Source organism: Moritella viscosa (assembly GCF_900120065.1).
Classification (GTDB): Bacteria; Pseudomonadota; Gammaproteobacteria; order Enterobacterales; family Moritellaceae; genus Moritella; species Moritella viscosa.
Genome location: NZ_FPLG01000097.1, coordinates 100,410 through 115,333, shown reverse-complemented (window position 1 = coordinate 115,333; position 14,924 = coordinate 100,410). Strand labels below are relative to the sequence as shown.

Annotated in this window: 17 protein-coding genes; 4 read left to right on the top strand and 13 right to left on the bottom strand. The window is 38.3% G+C overall.

The window, feature by feature from the left end; genetic code table 11:
* Positions 1-238 precede the first annotated feature (238 nt).
* The 3 genes from BT797_RS14755 to BT797_RS14745 form a co-directional block, all read right to left on the bottom strand.
* The gene (locus BT797_RS14755) at positions 239-688 is read right to left on the bottom strand and encodes a DUF411 domain-containing protein (RefSeq protein ID WP_045108666.1); all 450 of its coding nucleotides are present in this window, start codon (positions 686-688) and stop codon (positions 239-241) included.
* Between the two features lie 62 nt (positions 689-750).
* Positions 751-1,869: a glycosyltransferase gene (locus tag BT797_RS14750; protein ID WP_045108665.1), complete on the bottom strand. Its 1,119-nt coding sequence runs from the start codon at positions 1,867-1,869 to the stop codon at positions 751-753.
* Between the two features lie 18 nt (positions 1,870-1,887).
* Positions 1,888-2,751 (bottom strand): polysaccharide deacetylase family protein, encoded by an 864-nt coding sequence (locus tag BT797_RS14745; protein ID WP_075472607.1) that lies wholly within the window; start codon positions 2,749-2,751, stop codon positions 1,888-1,890.
* Positions 2,752-2,969: 218 nt separating this feature from the next.
* On the opposite strand from BT797_RS14745, the gene rraA reads away from it, so the two are divergent.
* A complete protein-coding gene (gene rraA, locus BT797_RS14740) occupies positions 2,970-3,455 on the top strand; it encodes a ribonuclease E activity regulator RraA (protein WP_045108663.1) in 486 nt (161 codons plus the stop codon).
* 59 nt (positions 3,456-3,514) lie between these two features.
* Here the strand turns inward: rraA and BT797_RS14735 are convergent, their stop codons facing one another.
* From BT797_RS14735 to BT797_RS14725, 3 genes are all read right to left on the bottom strand, one after another.
* Positions 3,515-3,742, bottom strand: a complete 228-nt coding sequence (locus BT797_RS14735) for a cell division protein ZapB (protein ID WP_045112353.1) — start codon at positions 3,740-3,742, stop codon at positions 3,515-3,517.
* A gap of 159 nt (positions 3,743-3,901) precedes the next feature.
* Entirely contained in the window at positions 3,902-4,681 is a 780-nt protein-coding gene (gene cysE / locus BT797_RS14730) for a serine O-acetyltransferase (protein WP_045108662.1), read from the bottom strand.
* A 37-nt stretch (positions 4,682-4,718) separates the two neighbouring features.
* Positions 4,719-5,609 carry a cation diffusion facilitator family transporter gene (locus BT797_RS14725; protein WP_045108661.1) on the bottom strand — a complete coding sequence of 297 codons (891 nt, stop codon included), beginning with the start codon at positions 5,607-5,609 and terminating at the stop codon, positions 4,719-4,721.
* A gap of 437 nt (positions 5,610-6,046) precedes the next feature.
* Here BT797_RS14725 and BT797_RS14720 point away from each other — a divergent pair, with 437 nt between their 5' ends.
* Positions 6,047-6,733 (top strand): response regulator, encoded by a 687-nt coding sequence (locus BT797_RS14720; RefSeq protein ID WP_045108660.1) that lies wholly within the window; start codon positions 6,047-6,049, stop codon positions 6,731-6,733.
* A gap of 104 nt (positions 6,734-6,837) precedes the next feature.
* Positions 6,838-8,130: an ATP-binding protein gene (locus BT797_RS14715; protein ID WP_170860768.1), complete on the top strand. Its 1,293-nt coding sequence runs from the start codon at positions 6,838-6,840 to the stop codon at positions 8,128-8,130.
* Between the two features lie 39 nt (positions 8,131-8,169).
* On the opposite strand, the gene BT797_RS14710 is transcribed toward BT797_RS14715, so the two are convergent.
* Positions 8,170-8,403 (bottom strand): hypothetical protein, encoded by a 234-nt coding sequence (locus BT797_RS14710; protein WP_045108658.1) that lies wholly within the window; start codon positions 8,401-8,403, stop codon positions 8,170-8,172.
* Between the two features lie 79 nt (positions 8,404-8,482).
* Between BT797_RS14710 and trmL the strand changes: the two genes are divergently transcribed.
* Positions 8,483-8,947 (top strand): tRNA (uridine(34)/cytosine(34)/5-carboxymethylaminomethyluridine(34)-2'-O)-methyltransferase TrmL, encoded by a 465-nt coding sequence (gene trmL, locus BT797_RS14705; protein WP_045108657.1) that lies wholly within the window; start codon positions 8,483-8,485, stop codon positions 8,945-8,947.
* 57 nt (positions 8,948-9,004) lie between these two features.
* Here the strand turns inward: trmL and fghA are convergent, their stop codons facing one another.
* From fghA to BT797_RS14675, 6 genes are all read right to left on the bottom strand, one after another.
* Positions 9,005-9,850: an S-formylglutathione hydrolase gene (gene fghA / locus BT797_RS14700; protein ID WP_045108656.1), complete on the bottom strand. Its 846-nt coding sequence runs from the start codon at positions 9,848-9,850 to the stop codon at positions 9,005-9,007.
* A 58-nt stretch (positions 9,851-9,908) separates the two neighbouring features.
* Positions 9,909-11,039: an S-(hydroxymethyl)glutathione dehydrogenase/class III alcohol dehydrogenase gene (locus BT797_RS14695; RefSeq protein WP_045112352.1), complete on the bottom strand. Its 1,131-nt coding sequence runs from the start codon at positions 11,037-11,039 to the stop codon at positions 9,909-9,911.
* A 221-nt stretch (positions 11,040-11,260) separates the two neighbouring features.
* Positions 11,261-12,460, bottom strand: a complete 1,200-nt coding sequence (locus BT797_RS14690; protein WP_075472605.1) for a methyl-accepting chemotaxis protein — start codon at positions 12,458-12,460, stop codon at positions 11,261-11,263.
* Complete coding sequence (locus BT797_RS14685) at positions 12,447-13,505, bottom strand: protein-glutamate methylesterase/protein-glutamine glutaminase (protein ID WP_075472603.1); 1,059 nt, start codon at positions 13,503-13,505, stop codon at positions 12,447-12,449. Before BT797_RS14685 ends, BT797_RS14690 begins: the two co-directional genes overlap by 14 nt.
* A gap of 47 nt (positions 13,506-13,552) precedes the next feature.
* Positions 13,553-14,386 (bottom strand): CheR family methyltransferase, encoded by an 834-nt coding sequence (locus BT797_RS14680; protein WP_045108655.1) that lies wholly within the window; start codon positions 14,384-14,386, stop codon positions 13,553-13,555.
* Positions 14,386-14,922: a chemotaxis protein CheW gene (locus BT797_RS14675; protein ID WP_075472602.1), complete on the bottom strand. Its 537-nt coding sequence runs from the start codon at positions 14,920-14,922 to the stop codon at positions 14,386-14,388. Before BT797_RS14675 ends, BT797_RS14680 begins: the two co-directional genes overlap by 1 nt.
* Positions 14,923-14,924: the final 2 nt, after the last annotated feature.

Genomic DNA, 14,924 nt, shown 5'->3' with positions numbered 1-14,924 from the left:
GCGTATTCTACGCAAACCAATTTCGAAGTCAAGTACATATTTGCACTTTATTTCAAGAGGTTTAAAAAGTAACTTTCGAAACTGATAAACACCTTTACTTAGCGGCTATTGCCGTGTCAGAGAGGTCGGATTATAGAGAACTAATGACTTCAAGCAAGCGATTTCATTAATTAGTCACTAAAAACCCAAAATACGCGTAACCAAGCCGTAAAACACAGCTTAACGTATAAAAAGTAGCCTACTTTGAATTGTATTCATTATAGACATACTGCATACCCGCTTTATTAAAGGCCACAACTTGATATGTATCCGTTGCGCCCGGGACATCCATACCAGGGGCACTTTGTGGCATACCAGGAGTCGCTATCCCTTTTACTCTTTTATTCAGAGCTAGAAGCTTCTTAATATCAGCAACTGGAACATGCCCTTCTACTATATAGTCGTTAATAATTGCAGTATGGCAAGAACGTAAATTATTAGGTACACCATATTGGTTCTTCACATCTCTCATATGTTCACTGTTAATAACAGTTAATGTAAACCCCGCATCTTCCATTTGCTCCGCCCATTCAGTACAGCAACCACAATACTGCGATTTATATACCGTCATCTCTTCTGCCAATGCAACGCTGCCGATTAAACTACTAGTGAGTAAGACTGGTTTTAAAAGCTTAGTAATAAATGTCATCAGAAGATCCTAAATAAAAGAAAATAATGATAAACATTCTAGTTAATGTAAGGTCAATTGTATTAAGAGGGGCTGGTTAGCAAATTTTGATATGCATTTAAATATTGTCGACTCATATGAAGGTAATTGTATTCATGCATAACACGATCATAGGCAAAGGAGGTTTTAATTTGATTTTGACTATGAATTAAACTTGTAGTTATTGCAGCTTGTAAAGCATCGGGTTCTTTAGGTGGAACGATCCACCCCCCACGACCATACGCCAGCATATGCGGCATACCGCCAACATTAGTTACAACACAAGGGACTCTAGCCTGCATAGCTTCGAGTAAAGCGATTGGCGTACCCTCTGTAATCGAAGGCATAACGAAAACATCAAAATGACTAAAATAGCTCAATAATGATTCTACAAAACCAAATAATAGAACATGCTCATCTAAATCCAACTGCCTTATTTTTGCTCTTAACCGACATTCTTCACTTCCCGCACCAAATATAACGAGTACAGTATTTGGATCATTTTCTATCAACTTAGGTAATGCATCAATCAGCGTAGCGAAACTTTTTTCAACAGCAAGACGACCGACAGCCATTAGTCGCGTTGTTTTATTATGCAGAAAAGTAATTAAACGTTCTTCAATCTCACACATCGGCATGTAACCACCGATACCATTCTCAATAACCGTATACTGGTTTGCTTCTAACCCTTGAATACTTGATAGACTAGTCATGTGCTGACTAACAAGAAAAACTCGATTTACTTGCTTTAATGAGTATTTATCCAGATATTGATAAAGTGCCATTTTACTAAATTTAGGGGCGGGTACATAACCATGAACGGTTGAACAAAAACATTTAAAACGGTTCCGTTTCAGCATTAAACCAAACAGTATATTAAATTTATAGCCGTGGGAGTGGACAACATCAAAACGGTTTTTCTCTGCAAACACTTTTATATAATGACTGATACAAAATGATTCAAGTGTATTTACCCGCATTAAATTGACCGCAATGCCATATTGGCGACAAATAATTTCAAACTTCTTTTCTGCTTGTCCTTTATAACCAAAGCTAAGCAAGGCTGCTTCATGGCCCAGAACCTTTAAACCCAACATTAATTCAATTAAAACTCTTTCAGCGCCATAAAACCCACCACTTTCGATCACGTGTAAAATTTTCATTATCATAATATCCTTCCATTAACTTACGCAGCGTCCTTTCCTTTTTTTCATACTGTTTAGCTGTAGTACTTTATGCAGATATATATCACTGATTGTTTGCCAACCATAATCAGAGAATAGTTGATGTAAAAGAAGGGGGGTCTCACGAAGATGGTAATCGTGTAACCATTTTTTAAATAAGCTATCAGCTCTAATATTCGGTTGTTGATTATCCATGACCCAAGTTGAAATGCACCCTAGCACCGGTGTTTTCGTCTCTTCCATAAAATGGCCGACGAGCTTACGACTTGATTCATATTTTCTAAAGCGGAGACTATTGGTATTAATGATTTCATACTGCTTCGTTAACACTTTATGGGTTGATACATTTAGATGCTGAAAATCTCCAAAGACAGACTCAATTGGATCCTCTTTCACGTCAACTCTACGAATCCGGTTAGCACAGCTATACTCATAGCCAGCCAAGATTAATTCGTCTTCTAACCACTCAGAGGTCGCGCTGCATAATTTTGTATCACTGCGATAACCAATAATGCGGTGCCCAATTACTTGTGATAATAGATCTTTATAACGGTTTAAATCTTCAATAATTTTACGCCGATTGAAATGCTGCGTATCGGGCAGGCTATAATGTCGGTATGCAAGTTCATGTCCTTGCTCTGCTATTTTTTTTAACATCGAAGGAAATCGAATAATAGTCCAACCGTAAACAAAAAATGTAGCGGTCACATTATGATCATCTAATAATAATAAAATCTTATCTACTGCATATTCAATACGAGGTGAGAGTAAATTCCAGTCTTTTTCCTTAATACAGCATTGAAAAGCGGGGGCTTGAAAATAATCTTCCACATTGATAGTTAACGCATTAATAATCGCCATAACGATGCCCTCATCGATAATCTACTCTATGATCATAAGAATAGACCATCACATCGTACTATTTGGGATTAGAGAGATATTTAGTGGACACTGCTTATATTTTTATGTCGCAGGCCAAATTTTGATTTATCTAATGATAATAAAGGCTTAATTTATATGCTAACAGTGCTATGATTTATTGCTAATGACCTAACTTTCTTTATTAAAAGGTGCTGCTCATGGAATACAATACTTCTGAACTATGCGACATTTATACAGATATGATTGATGTTGTTGAACCTATGTTCATGAATTTCGGTGGAAAGTCATCATTCGGTGGTCAAATCACCACAATTAAATGCTTTGAAAGTTTAGGGCTGATTGCTGAAACAGTTCAACAAGCCGGATTAGGTAGAGTTCTACTCATTGATGGTGGTGGTTCATTAAGAAGAGCATTAATTGATTCTGATATTGCCCAACTGGCATTCGAGAATGAATGGGAAGGCATTATTGTTTACGGGAGTATTCGAGAAGTCGATCAACTAGACGATATTAATATTGGAATCCAGAGCCTTGCTTCTATTCCTGTTGGTGCAGATGATAATCGAACAGGTGAGCTAGATGTGGCGGTTAATTTTGGCGGTGTCACATTCTTACCTGACGATCATGTTTATGCAGACAGCACTGGTATTATTCTATCTGCAGATGCGCTAGATATTGAATAACACGCAAAACATATAGAAACAGAGGTATAAGTTAGTCATAACTATACCTCTGAATCAAATTATGCTTCTTCTTCTAACTCTTCTAGCTCTTGAACTTCATCCATTCTACCTAGCAAAGAACGTAAACGATCTTGCCATACATCTTGCTGGCTTTTAAGTTCAGAGTTATTCGCTAATAGTTCGTTGTTTTCTTCTTTTAGCTCTTCTAATTCCATTTGTAATAGGGAAATGGTATCAACTGCTGTTTGGACTTTACTTTCTAATTTATCTAATACGTCAAAATTCATTTTTTCACCCATAATTTAAGAATTCAATATTGTGCTGAGAGGGCTTATCCCTTGATAGAAGAATACAACGCTAGTCAATCTACAACAAGTCTTATTAGTCAATTTATGATGCGCTTAAGCAGAATTAACTTTTTGTTTGTGAGCACTGACATTAATACATCAAATTGTTTGATTCATCGCTAGTGAAGGCATCTCAGAATCAGGCCGACCAACAACTTTAGCTGGAACCCCTGCAACGGTCGTATGCTCAGGTACATGATCGAGCACTACACTACCTGCACCGACTTTGGCTCCTCTACCGACTTCAATATTACCCAGCACTTTAGCACCAGCACCAATCATTACACCCGCTCTAATTTTCGGATGACGATCACCACTTTCTTTACCTGTACCACCTAGCGTAACGCTTTGTAAAATTGATACATCGTCTTCTACAATTGCCGTTTCGCCAATCACAATTCCAGTTGCATGATCAAGCATAATACCTTTGCCTATTCTAGCAGCCGGATGAATATCAACAGCAAACACCACTGATATTTGGTTTTGTAAATAAATCGCTAATGCTTCACGCTTTTGGTTCCACAACCAATGGGCAATACGATAAGACTGTAGTGCGAGAAAACCTTTCAAATATAATAACGGTGTCGAGAAAAACTCAACCGCCGGGTCTCGCTCTTGTACTGCACATAAATCCGCAGCCACCGCATGTAAAATAGTAGGTTCTGCTTTTAATGCTTCCTCAATCACTTCACGTAATAAAATAGCTGGCATTGTCGCACTATCGAGCTTATTTGCTAATTGGAAACTCAATGAACATTTTAAACTATCGTGATTTAGTATTGTTGAATGGAAGAAGCTAGCGAGCATAGGCTCCTGTTCAACCAATAATTTAGCTTCATCTCTAATTCTAAGCCAAGACATTGAAAGTTTATCTTCCATGTTTATTCCTTTACAACATTTAGAGTTCACGTTTATATTAATCATTTTTCGTCTTTACAATTGAGATTGGATCTTGGTGAATGAGTACTTCCGTATTTGCAAATTCACAGAGTAAATTAGTTTCAACATTATCGGCAATCGCATGGGCCTGAAACAGAGTAAGGTGATCATCCAGTTCTATATGCAATTGAATAAAACGCATATAACCTGATTGTCGCGTGCGTAACTCATGTAGTCCGAGTACATTTTCCGTATTGACCACAATCGCTGTTATTTTATCAATATCTTCACCTGGCAATTCATGATCCAACAATGTCTGAATTGACTCCATACCGATCTCATACGCACTGTATAATATGTAGCAGGATATCAAAATTGTCGCTAATCCATCAACCCAATAAAAACCATACGCAGATAAACTAAGTGCGATAAGTACTGTCGCATTAAGCCATAAGTCTGATTTATAATGGAGTGAATCAGCTTTGATCGCAATACTCCCAGTTGTAGCCACTACATGCGTTTGATAGCGAATCAAAATAAAAGTAACCAATAATGCAAAAATGGATACCGCGATACCAAGTTCTGAGCGTACAATCGGCTGCGGATCTAATAATGCACTAATACCGTGTAACATTAATAAAATAGATGAACCAACAATGAATGCTGATTGTACTAATCCAGCTAAAGACTCAGCTTTACCATGGCCAAAACGATGCGCATCATCCGCTGGTTCTAAAGCATATTTGATGGCAAACAAATTAATAATGGATGCACCAATATCTAAAAATGAATCCGTTAATGACGCCAATATCGATGCAGACCCAGTTGCAAACCACACAAACAATTTACTGCATAATAAAATGACGGCGGTAACAACAGAAGCATAGCTTGCACGTTTAATTAATTGTTCATGATCAGAATCTATCACAGAGTTACCTTTTACATTATTTATGCGTTTATTATAAACCGGGGTAGTAGAAAAACAACGTGAAGTTATTCATCTAAACAACCTATAAATCAAAGAAAATAGAAACAATAAAAATATTCTGTTGTTACTTTAGGATTGCAGCAACATATAGTTGTCAATAAGGCTTCCAGCCTAGCTGGTTATTCTGAGATTATAGTAATAAATGCTGCGCAATTAACTTCATTATCGTAAATAAAGCAATTATGTAGCATGTCACAATCTCTCGCTCTTTAATTGAGGATAGCATTGTTTATTACGCCATCTTAGTTAAACTGACTAGGCATCATCATTTTTTTAACTATGCCGAAATAAAAATGTAAAACAAGGTAAATCTTCGAATTATTTACTGCTTAACCCAGTATCCTAATACAATAAAAACAATTAACAGAGTGCCTAATATGACTAAATTATTATTAATTGATGACGATAAAGAACTAGCCGAATTACTCGCTGAATTTCTAAGTCTCGAAGATTTCGATGTTGATATGGAACATGATGGAGAAGCCGGTTTAGCTGCAATCAGAAGTAGTCAATATGATATGGTCCTTTTAGATGTCATGATGCCAAAGTTAAACGGTTTTGAAGTATTAAAAAAACTTCGAGTAGATAACAGCACACCGGTATTAATGTTAACAGCGAAAGGTGATGAAATTGATCGTGTTCTTGGCTTAGAAATGGGTGCCGATGATTATTTACCAAAACCGTTCAGTGATCGTGAATTATTAGCACGAATTAGAGCCGTATTACGTCGAGTAGAGCCCCCAACAACAGCTAAAAAAACAGAATTATTGACACACTTAGACATTGAAATAAACAGCCGGACACAAGAGGCATGGTGTCAAACCATTCTGCTTGACTTAACCAGTACCGAACTGATGTTATTAGAAGCACTTATCTCATCGCCAGGTACGATCCTAACCAAAGCCGATTTAAGCGAGCAAGTACTGGGGAAAAAACTGACGCCATTTGACCGTAGTATTGATATGCATTTAAGTAACTTACGTAAAAAGTTACCAGAAAGAAAAGATGAGAAAATGCGAATTCGCACACTTCGTGGCCGTGGTTATATGTGGCTAGATACATAATCGTCCCTCTTACACTTCTATCATTTTTGAAATAAGGTTGTTAACACGTGCTTAGTCGCAAATTGAATCAACTATTCGTTAAAATTTTTGTCTGGTTTTGGTGTATGCTACTACTTGTTGTAGCCGTAGTTATAGCACTACCAACATTAGATAGCCGAGTAATGAAACAACTCGATCCGCGCTCAGTCAGCATTTTAAATAGCATTGCACATAATATTTCCAGCTCTGCTGATCGCTATCCAAATATCCCATTACAAGTGTTAATAACCCCTAAAGAAGCACAAACAAAACATTTTTATTTAGTCCGTATGAATGGCGATATTATTTCAAGCAGCAAAGCCTCTAAGGCTATTCGTCGTTTTATTTTACAAAGTGAAGAGTCGCAACAACCAAAAGTAAAGCAATATAAAAACTGGCTAATGACCGGACCGATCCCAATAAATATACGCGGTGAAAGATTCCAATTGTATGCAGCACAACAGTTACCAGCAGAGCATAATATATGGTTAATTAATGTATTAGATAGACCATTCCTGTTACTTTTCATTACGATGTTTGTCAGCATGCCATTATGTGCGTCGCTCGCATGGCATATTTCGAAACCACTACAAAAGTTACAAAGAACCGCATCCGAGATCACAGATGGTAATTTAGATGCTGTTGTACCAGCGACTCAACGACAAGATGAAATTGGCGAATTAGCGCGAAGTTTACGTACTATGATGTTTTCTATTCGTGAACATATTTCACTTCAGCATCGTTTATTGAGTGATATTTCTCATGAATTGAGATCACCCTTAACGCGGTTGAAAATGTCCGTTGCATTATCTAAACGCCATTATGGTGAGACCAAAGAGATCGTGCGTATCGATAATGAATCACAACGTTTAGAAGAAATGATCTCAGCGCTATTAAATTTATCAAAAACACAATTAAATGCCACAACCAAAGAATCATTTAACCTTGACTCACTGTTACAACCTATTTGCGATGATGCTATTTTCGAAGCGGAACAATTAGGCAAACGTTTTAGCTATCAACCAATACCAGACTTGGATATCAAAGGCTTTCCAGCACTCTTTGGCAGTGCCATAGAGAACGTAATTCGTAACGCATTACGCTATGCCAACCAACAGGTTCATTTAGCTATCACCAACGACATAGACAAAATAACATTTGTGATCACAGATGATGGTCCAGGGGTTCCAGAGGACGAAGTTGAGCAAATTTTCAAACCTTTTTATCGCGTATCACAAGCCCGAGACCGTGAATCAGGTGGTGCAGGTTTAGGGCTGGCAATTACTGAAAATGCGGTCCGTCAACATCATGGGATAATACGGGCAAGTAACAGAGACACACAAGGCTTACAGGTCACTATTACTATACCAATGGGCTAGTCAAAAAATGAGCCATTAAAGGACTGCAGAAGTTGATTATTATTTATCTTCTGCAGCTTTATTCGTTGTAACCTGCGGGCGTAATGGGTTAGTCGTATCTAATTCAGGGAACATTTTCTCTATTTGTCGACGCTGTTCCACCCGTGCTTTTTTCTTCTCATATATTTCTGTATCCAAATTTGAAAAGAACATATTAATCAGAATATTCAAGCTAAAAGGTATCGCGCTTAATATAATCAGGCCTGCTACGATCAAAGTACTACGCTTTTTCATCACTTTTACCATTAGGTTGTTAAATTTGCTATTCTACGCAAAGTACCTACGTTATATAACCCTGAACTGAGACTTTATTATGTTACAAGTAGCACTATTTGAACCTGAGATCCCACCAAATACAGGTAATATCATTCGCCTTTGTGCCAACTCTGGTTTCAAATTGCATTTAATCGAACCGCTTGGCTTTGAGTGGGATGATAAAAGGGTAAAACGTGCGGGACTAGATTACCATGAATTTGCAGACGTAAAACGTCATGCTAATTATCAAGCATTTTTAGATTGTGTTGGTGATGCTCGTATTTTTGCATGCACAACCAAAGGCACTAAATACCATCATGAAGCGCAATACCAAGCAGGTGATGTTTTATTATTTGGGCCTGAGACACGCGGCCTACCACCAGAAGTACTAGATACATTACCACAAGAGCAGAAGGTAAGAATTCCGATGCTACCAGAGAGTCGTAGTATGAATCTATCGAACGCGGTATCTGTTTTTATCTATGAGAGCTGGCGTCAACTGGATTTTGCAGGTTCAAAATAAAAGAAAGGGTGATAGAAACAAACTCCATCACCCTTATAATCAAATTATTTGTAATACTTATTTCGCTAAGTTAGCCGCATGAAAACGCATATGTTTTTCAATAAACGTCGCTATAAAATAGTAACTATGATCATAACCATCATGCATTTCTAGCGTGAGAGGATAACCCTTTTTCTCAGCCGCTGCAGTCAGCATATTCGGCTTAAGTTGCTCATCCAAGAACGAATCATCTTTGCCTTGCTCAACCATTGCTGGTACAAATTTATCCGCTTTCGCCATGAGTAAACTCGCATCGTATTGTTGCCACGCTGCTTTATCTTTACCTAAATAATTTTGTAATGCTTTCTGTCCCCAAGGGCAATTGATTGGATTGCTAATCGGACTAAATGCCGTCACTGAACGATAGCGTTCAGGATTACGCAATGCCATCACTAATGCACCATGTCCCCCCATAGAATGACCACTGATCACTCGATCTTTTGTTACTGGGAAATTAGCTTCAATTAATGCCGGTAATTCATTGAGCACATAGTCATACATTTGATAATGCGTATTCCACGGTGCTTGTGTTGCATTCACATAGAATCCAGCACCTAAACCAAAATCATACGCTTGGTCAGCATCATCAGGTACACCTTCACCACGCGGACTAGTATCCGGTGCCACGATCGCAATACCCAGTTCTGCAGCAATACGCTGAGCACCGGCTTTTTGCATAAAGTTTTCATCAGTACACGTCAGGCCAGACAGCCAATACATCACAGGTACTTTACGCATATTTGATGCTTGCGGTGGTAAATACACAGCAAAACGCATCTGACAGTTTAGTACACTCGACGCATGGTTATATTGATGCTGCCAACCGCCAAACATTTTATTACTACTAACAACTTCTATAGACATGACAAACCTTTACTAGTCGTCCCGCTATTCAGATTATAAATAGCGGGACATATTTTAATTACTTATCGAAATGAATAACGGTACGGATACTTTCACCGCGGTGCATTAAATCAAATGATTCATTGATGTCTTCAAGACCCATGGTGTGGGTAATGAAATCACTTAATTTGAATTCACCTTGTAAATAACGTTCAACGTAATCAGGTAGTTCTGTACGGCCTTTAACACCACCGAATGCAGAACCACGCCATACACGACCAGTTACTAGTTGGAATGGACGTGTTGAGATTTCTTGACCTGCCCCAGCCACACCAATGACGATTGATTCACCCCAACCTTTATGACAACATTCTAATGCAGAACGCATTAGGTTAACGTTACCAATACATTCGAATGAGTAATCTACACCACCGTCAGTTAATTCAACGATAACGTCTTGAATTGGCTTGTCATAATCTTTTGGATTAATGAAGTCTGTTGCACCTAATTTCTTCGCTAGTTCGAATTTACTTTCGTTAATATCGATAGCAATAATACGACTAGCCTTAGCCATCGTAGCACCGATAACAGCAGAAAGACCGATACCGCCTAGACCGAAGATAGCAACAGTTGCGCCTTCTTCAACTTTAGCAGTGTTCATTACCGCGCCCATACCAGTCGTAACACCACAACCAAGTAAACATACCTCTTCGAGCGGTGCTTCTTTGTTAACTTTCGCTAACGAGATTTCTGGTAATACAGTGTATTCAGAGAATGTTGAACAACCCATATAATGGAAGATTGGTTGACCGTCTTTATAAAAACGCGTAGTGCCATCTGGCATTAGGCCTTTACCCTGTGTTTCACGGATCTGTTGGCAAAGGTTGGTTTTGCCTGATTTACAGAACTTACATTCGCCACATTCTGGTGTATATAAAGGAATAACGTGATCGCCTACTTGAACACTGGTAACGCCTTCGCCGATTTGCTCAACGATACCGCCACCTTCGTGACCAAGAATTACAGGGAAGATACCTTCTGGATCATCGCCAGATAATGTGAATGCATCGGTATGACATACGCCAGATGCGATCACTTTAACTAACACTTCACCTTTTCTAGGTAACATTACATCCACTTCTTCGATTGATAGTGGTTGGTTTGGACCCCAAGCAATAGCCGCTTTGGATTTAATAAATTTGTCAGTCATGTTCATCTCCATTGGGATAAAATTAATATCATCGTAAATGCTTATCTCTGCATCACGACCAGTCATACTGTATGGCGCTTATTATATTCGTTTGTACCGCAATGATAATACCCTTGAAACACAAATTACTTTTACCCACGTGTAACAATAAACAAGAAAGACAAAAGGTGCCAGACTCTATCTAACTTCAACCATGAAACAAAGTATTACCTATCGAATAATTAAAACAACTCTATTTCACCTTCATTCATAGACCCCGTACTAATCGTCTTGTTTTGTACTTGCAGTGATTGCTGCTTTAACTGTTCCGCGGCAACTTTAAGCTTATTAACAAAGGTATCTTGGTCGACATTTTTCTCTGCCGATAGTAATTCACTACACGCAAATAATACTTGTTTCATATTCTCCGCTTGCAACACACTATGTTCCGATAATTGACTAATTATATCTTCAACCTGCAGACTTCGAACTGAATCATTAACACATGCTTTGGTATCTACCGATAAACTCATGAGGTTATCTAAGTTCATTTCTAAGCTTTCTTCTAATTCGGCAAATTTAATTAATTCTTGGTGTAACCGCGATTGTGTCTGCGATGATTTTTCAGCATTATCTTTCGCTAATGATTCAACCATTGATTTCGCTTCGACAAATGTGGTCATCGCTTGTGTCACTTCTCCTCTGATATCCTCATTAAATTTATTTGAAGTATCAGATAATAGTCGTATTTCTTGTGCTACAACGGCAAAACCACGTCCCATCTCTCCAGCCCGAGCAGCTTCAATCGCTGCATTCAAAGAAAGTAAATTGGTTTGCCTAGCGATTTTCTGTGCATTATCAACAAGTCCATTAATATTATTCATCTGACTTTCCATCACTGCGATCTTATTGACAGCATCATTACTTTGCGCTGTAGTCTCCATCATTAAATCAGAACAAATATTAAGAAACTGGTGTGTTGATTCAATGAATGTTTTTAAATCAATTGCGTCAGGATCATAATATTCTTTCCCTGTAAGGGCTAAGGCTTTATCTTTAGAGATACTGAACAGTACTTTATGTAAAGATGCGGATTGCTCTGCTGACATACGCAATAACTGATAAAAAGCGCTATTTAAGGTGATAAACGACTCACTATTGATTTGCTGCGTTTTGTTCAAATCATCTTTTAATTCATCGATACATGGCGGGATCTCTTCTTGTAGCATACTGACCAATATCGCGTTGGTGTTCACCGATGTTATATTCTCAACATTTTCTTCCCTGGGTTTATCTACCGTCTTGCCCAAGAGAGTAGATACAAGTATCCACACTAATATTAATGTCACGACAATAGCCCCTGCAGCAAGCCATTCCTGTAAGAGCAACATCAGTAATAATGGCAGCAGAGCAGCACCTTGATAAAAATTAAATCGTGTCATATGCAATCCCTTTATCTGTTTTCTTTTGTGTCAATCTAGCTAACTTAGGGGCAATTAACGGCAAACTTAATATATCCATAACAGCTCCAATCCTAACTGCTGCACCAGGCATTCCCCAAACAACAGACGAAGCTTCATCTTGTGCGATAGTGACAGCACCAGTCTGTCGCATCAATAATAATCCCGCAGCCCCATCTTTCCCCATACCAGTTAGCATGACACCAACCGCTTTATCACCATACGTTGTCGCGACAGAATCAAACAACACGTCCACTGACGGTTTATGCCGATTAACCGCAGGACCATCAAACAATTGGCAAGTATAAACCAGCCCCGATTTATGCACTTTTAAATGACAGTCGCCTGGCGCTATATATACGTGATTAGGTTCTATTATTTGCTCATTAGTTATTTCCATCACAGTTAAGCGGCAATAGTCATTAAGCCGTTTGGCAAATGCACTACTGAAATTTTTAGGGATATGTTGAGTGACAACAATGGGAGGAAAAGGAGGCGTTAACGGTATTAATAATTCTCTTAATGCTTCGGTGCCACCTGTAGATGCACCAATAGCAATTAATCTATCACCCTGTATTTCTTGGGTCTTAATCTGAGAAATCACAGATTCACGCATAATACGTACATTGGCACCGACGGCGGATTTAACTTTAGCGCAAAGCTCATCACCAAAATAACCCAATGACTGCGAGCTTTTATCCGTAGGTTTAGCTATAAAATCAAATGCCCCTAGTTCCAATGCTTTTAATGTTACCGGCGCACCTTGCGAAGTAAGTGTAGATACCATAACAACAGGCATTGGACGCAGCCGCATTAGGTTATCTAAAAAAGATAAACCATTCATTCCAGGCATCTCAACATCAAGAGTGAGAACATCAGGTCGTATTTTCTTTATTTTTTCACGGGCATCAAAAGGGTCAACAGCACTACCAACAACGTCAATCAGTGGGTCTAAACGTAATAATGTCTCTAATATTTTTCTCATTAATGCAGAGTCATCGACAACAAGCACTTTTATTTTCTGCATAAAAGAGATCCCTATGGCACAGTTTAAATAATAAAGAGACAGCAGTCTTAACGTTGATAAACCGTTTGACCAACAAGCGTAAAGTGAGTGTTAAAGCCTTGTAAGCTTTCAGAATGACCAATAAAAAGATAGCCACCCGGCTTAAGTAGTGAATAAAACCGTTGAATGAGTTTTCTCTTCGTTTCATCATTAAAGTAAATTAAGACATTACGACAAAATATCACATCAAAAAGACCCGTCATTGGCCATTTAGCGAGTAAATTTAGTTGTTTGAACGTAATAATATCTTTCACTTTGTCATCCATAACATACTGATGATATTTTTTGATATCTGAACAATACCGAGTACGATAGGAAATAGGTATGCCCGCAAGATCATCGTAAATGCCATGTTGAGCATGAGATAACACATCACTATCTAAATCTGTTGCTAATATTTTTGTATCCCAATGCAGCAAGTTGTTTTCAATACTCATGGCGATTGAATATGGCTCTTGGCCTGTCGAACATCCTGCAGACCATATTCTAAGTTTTTTGTTTGCGTTGTGCCGTTTACAGTCAGGTAACGCTACTTGCTGTAAAAAGTCAAAATGATGCTTCTCACGAAAGAAAGCGGTTAAATTTGTCGTGATCGCATTAATAAACTCACTCTGTTCCCCACTGCAGCTATCTTGCAATAACTGACAATAAGCAGAAAAACTATTTAGCCTGAGATACCGAATCCTTTTCATTACCCGACCATAAAGCATATCTCGCTTGGACTCACCAAGTACAATACCGCACTGATGAAGAGCAAGCTGGGCTAAATACTTAAATTCCGCATCCTGCATGCTCATAATACTAAATGGATAGCGATGAGTATCAGCACAAAACTGCGGCATTAGTCATTCGTTGCCATAGGTTGTTGCGTTTTATGCTCATTAATTTGTTCAATATTTTGGAATTGATTCAGGTCTAATAACAAACTGGAGCTTAATAACACCACCATTTTATCGCGAATTGATACAAGTCCTCGAATCACTCTTGGTCCAGTATCCAAACCTAATTGTGGTGGTAAATTTATATCACTATGTGCAATCGTATGTACATCAGAGACAGCATCGACAACCAACCCCATTGTTTTTGATTTATCTTCTACTAATACTTTAACGACAATAACAACTGTCGTAGTGATGTATTTAATATTATTAAAACCAAACTTTTGTCGTAAATCTACGATAGGAACGATAGTGCCACGTAAATTAATCACCCCTTTCACATACTGCGGCATATTGGGGATCTCGGTACAAGGTTCCCAACCACGGATCTCTTGTACATCTAATATTTCGACGCCATATTCTTCATCTGCCATTATGAATGTCAAAAATTGAGAGGATTGTTCACCTGTGTCAATGTCCGCCAGCATACTGTATTCCATAT

Excerpts from the sequence above, each read along its gene's own strand:
- fghA (WP_045108656.1), bottom strand. The coding sequence starts at position 9,850 with ATGTCTATAGAAGTTGTTAGTAGTAATAAAATGTTTGGCGGTTGGCAG.
- BT797_RS14675 (WP_075472602.1), bottom strand. The coding sequence starts at position 14,922 with ATGGAATACAGTATGCTGGCGGACATTGACACAGGTGAACAATCCTCT.
- cysE (WP_045108662.1), bottom strand. The coding sequence starts at position 4,681 with ATGGAAGATAAACTTTCAATGTCTTGGCTTAGAATTAGAGATGAAGCT.
- BT797_RS14735 (WP_045112353.1), bottom strand. The coding sequence starts at position 3,742 with ATGAATTTTGACGTATTAGATAAATTAGAAAGTAAAGTCCAAACAGCA.
- trmL (WP_045108657.1), top strand. The coding sequence starts at position 8,483 with ATGTTACAAGTAGCACTATTTGAACCTGAGATCCCACCAAATACAGGT.
- BT797_RS14715 (WP_170860768.1), top strand. The coding sequence starts at position 6,838 with ATGCTACTACTTGTTGTAGCCGTAGTTATAGCACTACCAACATTAGAT.
- BT797_RS14685 (WP_075472603.1), bottom strand. The coding sequence starts at position 13,505 with ATGCAGAAAATAAAAGTGCTTGTTGTCGATGACTCTGCATTAATGAGA.
- rraA (WP_045108663.1), top strand. The coding sequence starts at position 2,970 with ATGGAATACAATACTTCTGAACTATGCGACATTTATACAGATATGATT.
- BT797_RS14680 (WP_045108655.1), bottom strand. The coding sequence starts at position 14,386 with ATGCCGCAGTTTTGTGCTGATACTCATCGCTATCCATTTAGTATTATG.
- BT797_RS14720 (WP_045108660.1), top strand. The coding sequence starts at position 6,047 with ATGACTAAATTATTATTAATTGATGACGATAAAGAACTAGCCGAATTA.
- BT797_RS14745 (WP_075472607.1), bottom strand. The coding sequence starts at position 2,751 with ATGGCGATTATTAATGCGTTAACTATCAATGTGGAAGATTATTTTCAA.
- BT797_RS14690 (WP_075472605.1), bottom strand. The coding sequence starts at position 12,460 with ATGACACGATTTAATTTTTATCAAGGTGCTGCTCTGCTGCCATTATTA.
- BT797_RS14710 (WP_045108658.1), bottom strand. The coding sequence starts at position 8,403 with ATGAAAAAGCGTAGTACTTTGATCGTAGCAGGCCTGATTATATTAAGC.
- BT797_RS14750 (WP_045108665.1), bottom strand. The coding sequence starts at position 1,869 with ATGAAAATTTTACACGTGATCGAAAGTGGTGGGTTTTATGGCGCTGAA.
- BT797_RS14755 (WP_045108666.1), bottom strand. The coding sequence starts at position 688 with ATGACATTTATTACTAAGCTTTTAAAACCAGTCTTACTCACTAGTAGT.
- BT797_RS14695 (WP_045112352.1), bottom strand. The coding sequence starts at position 11,039 with ATGACTGACAAATTTATTAAATCCAAAGCGGCTATTGCTTGGGGTCCA.